This is a genomic window from Xanthomonas sp. MUS 060, assembly GCF_000963215.1.
Taxonomy (GTDB): domain Bacteria; phylum Pseudomonadota; class Gammaproteobacteria; order Xanthomonadales; family Xanthomonadaceae; genus Xanthomonas_A.
In genome coordinates this window covers 1-945 of record NZ_JZIM01000100.1, presented here as the reverse complement: position 1 = coordinate 945, position 945 = coordinate 1, and the positions used below count along the sequence as shown (strand labels likewise).

Annotated in this window: 2 protein-coding genes; both read right to left on the bottom strand. The window is 63.9% G+C overall.

Features of this window, described 5'->3' with window-relative positions; all coding sequences use genetic code 11:
• On the bottom strand, positions 1 to 345 hold a 345-nt coding region (locus XANALMUS060_RS21670; protein WP_343122999.1), incomplete at its 3' end, for a baseplate J/gp47 family protein.
• A partial coding sequence (locus XANALMUS060_RS17205; protein ID WP_200894116.1) for a baseplate J/gp47 family protein occupies positions 300 to 945 on the bottom strand: 646 nt, incomplete at its 5' end. The genes XANALMUS060_RS17205 and XANALMUS060_RS21670, both read right to left, overlap by 46 nt.

Sequence of the window (945 nt, the reverse complement as noted above, 5' to 3'; positions counted from 1 at the left end):
GGTCAGTGGCTGGTTGATCTGTTGCATCACTGCCATGCCACCTTGCCCATGACCGGGATCTGGCCGCTGGGCAATACGACGTTGGTGGTCGGCCGGCGTGAGCAGGACGTAATCCCACTCCTGGGCTGCAGAGGAAATCGCCGAACGCATGTGCGAGAGCAGGATCGTGCCGCCAGGCTGACCTTCGCGGGCGAGCAGGTCGGCTAGCTCTGCCACGATGGCTTGTTGAACGGCCAGGGTGTTGGGACTCAATCCTGCGATTGCAAAATTGATTGGCACGGCGAGCGGTGCATAGACTGTCACATGTGCGGTGACCGGGCGAACCGTGTCGATGTAGGTCGCCACGGCAGCGATCTGTGCGGTCGAGGGAAGGACCGCAGTGCCTGCGCCATTGCCATCGCAGACGAAGGCTCGGCTAGCTCTGCCACGATGGCTTGTTGAACGGCCAGGGTGTTGGGACTCAATCCTGCGATTGCAAAATTGATTGGCACGGCGAGCGGTGCATAGACTGTCACATGTGCGGTGACCGGGCGAACCGTGTCGATGTAGGTCGCCACGGCAGCGATCTGTGCGGTCGAGGGAAGGACCGCAGTGCCTGCGCCATTGCCATCGCAGACGAAGGCCACGCCCACGGTGCCTTCTCCGAATTGTTCGGCCACGACCGACCCAGGCGCGGGTAGCACCGCCGCCGGGTGCTGCCAGGGTCCATTGCACGTAGTCGTTGGCATCCCCGCCTTGCGGCGGTTTTTGGATACGCAGGCGCGGGTAGCACCGCCGCCGGGTGCTGCCAGGGTCCATTGCACGTAGTCGTTGGCATCCCCGCCTTGCGGCGGTTTTTGGATACGGTTCCGGAGTTTCTCGCGCAGACTATCGTCTAACTCGCGGTCGCCGCCGCCGCTCAGCGCGCCGAGGACGGCCGTGGTCTGCACGCCCAGTACCGGGGTG